This is a genomic window from Streptomyces phyllanthi (assembly GCF_009377205.1).
Lineage (GTDB): Bacteria > Actinomycetota > Actinomycetes > Streptomycetales > Streptomycetaceae > Streptomyces > Streptomyces phyllanthi.
This window is the reverse complement of sequence record NZ_VJZE01000512.1, coordinates 1-6,128: the sequence shown is the minus strand read 5'-3', so window position 1 is coordinate 6,128 and position 6,128 is coordinate 1. Positions and strand designations below refer to the sequence as shown.

Sequence of the window (6,128 nt, the reverse complement as noted above, 5' to 3'; positions counted from 1 at the left end):
CGGTGGGGCCGGTCTCGGTGGGGCCGGTCCCGGTGGGGCCGGCGGGCTGGGCGTGCGTGGCTGCCTGGCCATGCGTCGTGTCGTCCACGGGCGACGGCGCGGTGAGCATCAGAGCTGTGTCGGCGCGCACGATCCGCTCGTACATCGACCGCAGTGCCGGTCCGGGGTCGACGCCCAGTTCGTCCGCGAGCAGTGACTGTGCCTGACGGTAGGCGGCGAGGGCCTCCGCCTGCCGTCCGGAGCGGTAGAGGGCGAGCATCAGCATCTCCCGGAACCGCTCGTCCAGCGGGTGCGCCGCCACGAGTTCCGTCAGCTCCGCCACGGCCTCCGTGTGTGCGCCCAGGTCCAGTTCCGCCGCGAGCCCGGTCTCCAGCGCGGACATCCGCAGCTTCTCGAGCCGGGTGCGCCGTACCTCCGCGTACTCGCCGCGGATCCCGGCGAGTGCGGGTCCCTGCCACAGGGCGAGGGCCTCCCGCAGGATCAGCGCCGCGGCCTTGGCGTCGCCGCGGGCGCGGGCGCTCGCGGCGCGGGCCAGCGACTCCTGGAAGGCCGCGAGGTCCAGCGTCCGGGGTGAGACCTCGATCAGGTAGCCGTCGCCCACGGAACGGATGAGCGAGGGATCCAGCAGCCGGCGCAGCCGGTACACATGGCTGCGGACCGATCCCACGGCCGACGCCGGCGGGTCCTCTCCCCACACCGCGTCGACCAGTTCATGGACGGGAACCTGGGAGCCGCCGCCCAGCAGCAGCACCGCCAGCACCGCCTGCCGCTGCTGCGGGCCCAGCCGCACCTCCTGCGAGCCGGACCACGCCCTGACGGGCCCGAGCACCGCGAACCGTAAGCCATGCCCCACTGTGAGTACTGCCCCCCTGCCCCCTGCCGACCGATCACTGGTCAGGTTAGGGACTGTGCCCGGGAGTGCCAAACCGCGCGACCGCTCGGCCTCTCCTGCCTGCTCCTCCGTACCGGCCTCGTGCGACGTATGGTGCGACCGATGAGGTTCGCGACCTTCAACGTGCTGCACGGCCGGACGCTCGGGGACGGCCGGCCCGTCTCCGTCCCTGCCCCGGATGCCGAGCGGCCCCTGGCCGATGCCGTCGCGTCTCTGGACGCCGACATCGTGGCGCTGCAGGAGGTCGACCGTCTCCAGGAGCGGTCGGGCCATGCCGACCAGGCGCGGGCCGCCGCCGACGCCTCGGGAGCGCGGGACTGGCGCTATGCGTCGGCGGTCCACGGTCGTGCCGTGCCGGGCCAGGGGTGGGTCCTCGACCCGGCCGAGCCGGGGCTGCGGGTGTACGGCCCGCGGGACGCGCGGCCGGGTCCCGATGTTCCGTCGCACGGCATCGCGTTGCTGTCCAGGCTGCCGGTGCGGGAATGGCGGGCCAGACGGTTCGCCCCGGCTCCCCTCGGTATGCCGCTGCGGGTGGCCGGGCGGTCCGGCCTCACCGTGGTCCGCGACCAGCCGCGCGCGGCGCTGGCCGCCGTGCCGGTGGGACCGCACGGCCCGTTCACGGTCGTGGCGCTGCATCTGTCGTTCGTACCGGGGTGGAACGTCCGGCAGCTGCTCGCCGTCCGCGACTGGATCGCCGATCTCCCGCGGCCCTGTGTTCTGCTGGGTGACTTCAACCTGATCGGCGCGATCCCCAGGGCCGTGCTCAACGGGGCCGAGCGAGTCGGGACGGTGCCCGGCCGACGGCGGTCGGCCCTTGCGGTGGTGGCGGGCGGCTGGCGGGAGCCGGCCCGCGTTCCGACGTATCCCTCGCACCGTCCCGTGGTGCAGTTCGACCACGTGCTGGCAGCCGGAGCGCCACGGTTCGCAGTGGACGGCGTACGGGCACCGCGGACGCCGATCTCGGACCACCGGCCCCTGGTCGTCGGTCTTCGGTGGTGAAGTGGCCTCGTGACATCACATGAGGAACGCCGTACGGCCGCCGGGCGGCCCGGTATCGGGTTCGGCGGTGGCCATGATCCGCTCCTCGGCAACGCCTACCGGTCGGCCCTGCGGAACCTTCTCGACATCAACACCGTTCCGTACGATCCTGCCGAGTACGACCGGACGGGCCTGCTGACGGACCCTCCCGGGGCGCTGATCCGGGCCGGTGGAGGCTACGAGCAACCCTGGACGCGGGACGCGGCGGTCAACGTGTGGAACGCGGCGGCCCTGCTGTCGCCGCAGGTGGCCCGCAACACCCTGTGGTCGGTGTGCCGGCGGCAGCACGACGGCACCCTGGTCGTGCAGCAGGACAACCAGTGGTGGGACCAGATCGTCTGGGCCGTCGCGGCCTGGCACCACTATCTGGTCACCGGTGACCTGGCGTTCCTCGCGGACGCGTACGAGGCCACGGCGGACACCCTGCGTCTGAACCGCTCCCTCCACTTCAACGACGGGTACGGGCTGTTCGAGGGTCCGGCGTTCATGCAGGACGGCATCGCGGGCTACCCGAGCCCTCCGTACGATCCCGGCAACGGTTCCTCCTTCGTGCTCGACCATCCGGGCACGGACAGGCTGATGTGCCTGTCCACCAACTGCCTCTACTACGGGGCCCATCAGGCGGGGGCCGAGATGGCCGACGTCCTGGGGGACAGCGCCGCGGCCGACGAGTGGCGCGCGACCGCGGCACGGCTGCGCAGCGCGGTCAATGCCCACTTCTGGCGGCCCGGGGCCGGCGTTTACGGGTACCTCATCCACGGGGCGGGTGAGCGGGCCGGCCGGCTGGAGCCGTACCAGGAGGCGAACGGGCTGGCGTTCGCGGTGCTGTTCGGGGTGGCGTCGCCCGAGCAGGTGCGCGCCGTACTCGGCACCACTCATCGCGAGCCGCGCGGAGTGGTCAACGTCTGGCCGCACTTCGCCCGCTACGACGACGGGCGTCCGGGGCGCCACAACGTCCTGGTGTGGCCCGTGTCGGTCGGCATGTGGGGGCACGCGGCGGCCGTGGGCGGCCGTGTCGACCTGTTCGCACAGGCGGTGACCGACCTCGCCCGGCTGGCGGAGCCCGACGGCGGGTTCTGGGAGGTCCACCACGCCAGGACCGGTGCCGTGGACGGCGGCCGGCAGAGCGGGCGCCACTGGGCCTCCGAGGAGCACCAGACGTGGTCGGCCACCGCGTACCTGCGGCTGATCCACCAGGGCCTGTTCGGGCTCCGTCCCGAACAGGACGGCCTGCGCTTCGCTCCGTTGCTGCCCGGGGGCTGGGCTCCGGTGACCCTGTCCGGCCTCGGCTATCGCGGGATGACGCTGGACATCACACTGGTGGGCAGCGGTCGTCGCATCACCTCGCTCACCGTGGACGGCCGCCGCGCCGACGGGGTGCCGGCCGGGCTGCGGGGCCGTCATCAGGTCCGTGTCGAGTTGTCCTGAGCCCGGGGCGGCCGGTGCCGTAGTGCCCCGGACGGCGGCGCGCCGGGCGGTGTCGAGCCGCTGGACCGGCTCGCCACCACCGCCCCGCACCACTGGAGGAGCGGCGACGCCGACCTCGCCTACTCCTGGTCGCAGCCGTGGGGGGCGTGGCCGCTGCTTCCGGGGTGAAGGGTGCCGGCCGGGTCCCCGCGGACTTCGTGCGCGGGCTCGTGGAGCGTGTAGCCGTACCGGAGGATGAGTTTCACCGTCTCCAGGGCGAGCACGCGGTCCGCCTCCTGTTCCTCGTGGCTGAGGTCGGCGTAAGGGATCAGCAAGGGGTGGGTCTTCTCGCTGTCGCTTCGGCACGGGCCGTACCGCCATCCCTCGGACAGGCGCCTGCGGGCCCAGTTGTCGTGGGCGTTCTCCGCGAGGACCTCGATCAGGGCGTAGAGGCTCTCGGGGACCTTCACGTCCTCGGTGTCCACGGGGCGGGGCGTCCAGGGCGGCTGCTGCCCGGCACGATCCTTCATCCGGCTCTCCTGGGCGGGCTGGGCCAGGCCAACCGGATCGCTTCCACGATCAGGGTGGCGGCGACATCGGCTGCGTACTGTTTCCACGGCTTCTCCTGCTCCGGACGTGCCGAGTTGAAGGAGACGCCGTCGGTCTGGGTTCCGGCCACCGCGCACACCATCGAGAACGGCACATGGGTCCGGCCGGACCTGCGCGCCTGGGTGATGGCGCTCGCCGCGTTCGACCCGCCGATCTCGACGGCGACGACCTTGGGCCAGGCGGCGAGCAGCGGTCGCAGGGCCGGGTCTGCGGTGCCGCCGACGGCCGCGTCTCCCGATGCGACGGGGCCGACCACGACGCGCGCGGTGCCGTTCCGGGGGGTGCCGGGCGGCCGCTCGTAGATCTTCTCGGTCCAGTGGCCGTAGTTGAGCCGCATGCTCTCGCCCAGCGCGGCCACGCCCTCGTGTGCCAGATGGTTCCGGTCCGGGCGCGGCAGACAGGCCTGTTCCAGCTCGTCGTACATATAGCCGTGGAGACGGCTGGAGATCACGACGTCACCGGGTTCGAGGTCCGGGGCGGTGGCGCAGCAGGCCCCGACGAAGACCACCGTCTCCGGTCTGTACTCCTCGATCGTGGCGGCGACGGCGTTGGGCACTCCGTCCGGGCCTCCGCAGGGCTGTGCCACCACCACCTCGTAGGCGCTGCTGCGGCCCACCGCTTCGACGCCGGCGCGGATCCACTCGCACCCGGTGCCGTGCCGCACCACCTCCGTGAGTGATCCGGAGCTCTCCAGGTGTCTACGGAGCGCGTCGTGGGCCTCAGGCAGGAGCGTGACAATCGCGATGTCGGTCCCTCGACCGGGCACGGTCCCGGCGGTCGCCGACGCACTCGCCGAAGCCGGGGAGACACCGCGCTCATCCAGCCTGCGGCGCTCGACGAACTCACGGTCCACGTCACGGCTGATGAGGTCGACCTGCTCGTCCTGGGAGAGGTGGCCGATGGAGCGCCCCTGGAAGGTGACCTGCTGGGCCACACCCGTTCCCAGGAAGTAGGGCAGGATGACGAGACGGCCGTCGGTACGCAGGCGGTCGGCGATGGCGTACTCCTCCCTGCAGTACTCGCTGTCCCAGTAGTCCCGGCTGATGAGCGGGACGAACACGCGGCACGCGGCGACGTTCGCGTACAGCTGGCTGCGCCAGTCCGCGCCGAGTTCGATCGTGTTGTGACGCAGGTAGTGGAAGTACGGGAGGTTGTGCAGGTCGAGGCTGCGGCCGACTCGCTGTGCCAGTGAGTCGTCCTCGTTGGCGTTGCTGAGGAAGACGCTGCCCTCCGCACGCCCGAGGCTGCGGAAGTACCCGACGCCCTCGTCGTAGGTCTCGAACTCCAGACGCGGTTGGTAGAAGCGGGCCACCAGGGCGTACAGCCGGTCGCCGAGCTCCTCCTTGGTGCTCCAGTAGACCGCGATACGGTCCGCCTGTTCCGCCGCTCTCAGAGCGGCTCCGCTCAGGAGCTTCGACGGCCGCGGTTCATGGGCGCCGTCCGGCTCGTGGATGAGCTTGAGGGTCGGTATGAAGCGGCCGTACAGCAGCGGAAAGACCCAGGACACCGCCTTCGGCGCGACCTCGTCGACATCGACGACGACGAAGTCGCATCCGTCGACGGCGAGCAGGAACTCGAACGGATCCGTGAAGTCGAGGCTGATGGGCCGGGCCGTGTATCCGACGCGCTCGATCGCACCGCGGATGTGACGCTCGGCGGCACGGTAGGCACGGTTGTCCGGCAGGATCAGGCCGACCGTGCCCAGCAGGCCCTTGGACGCCCGGCCCTCCGGCCCGCTCCGCCCGGCCAGACGTCTGATCGCCGGTCCCAGCTCGTCCGCGTCCGGCAGCTGACGGCGTCTGAACACGATGCGCTCGTCGTCCCTCACCGGGAAGAAACCCGCTGACACGCCTTCCTCCATGAACACCAGCCGGGGTTTCTTCGCCTGGAGCGCCAAGTCGTGCTCGTGCACCATGAAGGGCGAGGCGCGATAGCGAGGCTCTTCATGACGATGCGTCACCACACCTACCAGGCAGGCGCTCTGACGCATCATGAGCTCCAGGTGGGTGGGGGACAGCGGGTTCGTCTTGGGGTCGACCGCGAAGGTGAAGTCCGCCTCCCAGAAGATCTTCCAGAAGTGCTCGTTCAGCTCTCGGTCGTCCGCCCAGTAGCTGTGACTGAAGTAGGCCGGAATGCGGCCGGCGCCCGCCATCGCCTCTCCCCCCTGCGCGTGGCCTTCTTC

The 6,128-nt window shown here is 71.6% G+C and carries 5 protein-coding genes; 2 read left to right on the top strand and 3 right to left on the bottom strand.

The window, feature by feature from the left end; all coding sequences use genetic code 11:
* Positions 1-853 (bottom strand): AfsR/SARP family transcriptional regulator (locus FNH04_RS39585; RefSeq protein WP_322725195.1); only part of this gene is annotated, 853 nt, incomplete at its 3' end.
* A gap of 141 nt (positions 854-994) precedes the next feature.
* On the opposite strand from FNH04_RS39585, the gene FNH04_RS39580 reads away from it, so the two are divergent.
* A complete protein-coding gene (locus tag FNH04_RS39580; RefSeq protein WP_152790905.1) occupies positions 995-1,891 on the top strand; it encodes an endonuclease/exonuclease/phosphatase family protein in 897 nt (298 codons plus the stop codon).
* A gap of 9 nt (positions 1,892-1,900) precedes the next feature.
* Positions 1,901-3,358: an MGH1-like glycoside hydrolase domain-containing protein gene (locus FNH04_RS39575; protein WP_152790903.1), complete on the top strand. Its 1,458-nt coding sequence runs from the start codon at positions 1,901-1,903 to the stop codon at positions 3,356-3,358.
* A 119-nt stretch (positions 3,359-3,477) separates the two neighbouring features.
* On the opposite strand, the gene FNH04_RS39570 is transcribed toward FNH04_RS39575, so the two are convergent.
* Complete coding sequence (locus FNH04_RS39570; protein WP_152790901.1) at positions 3,478-3,867, bottom strand: RyR domain-containing protein; 390 nt, start codon at positions 3,865-3,867, stop codon at positions 3,478-3,480.
* Positions 3,864-6,128 (bottom strand): TIR domain-containing protein (locus FNH04_RS39565; RefSeq protein ID WP_228031882.1); only part of this gene is annotated, 2,265 nt, incomplete at its 5' end. The genes FNH04_RS39565 and FNH04_RS39570, both read right to left, overlap by 4 nt.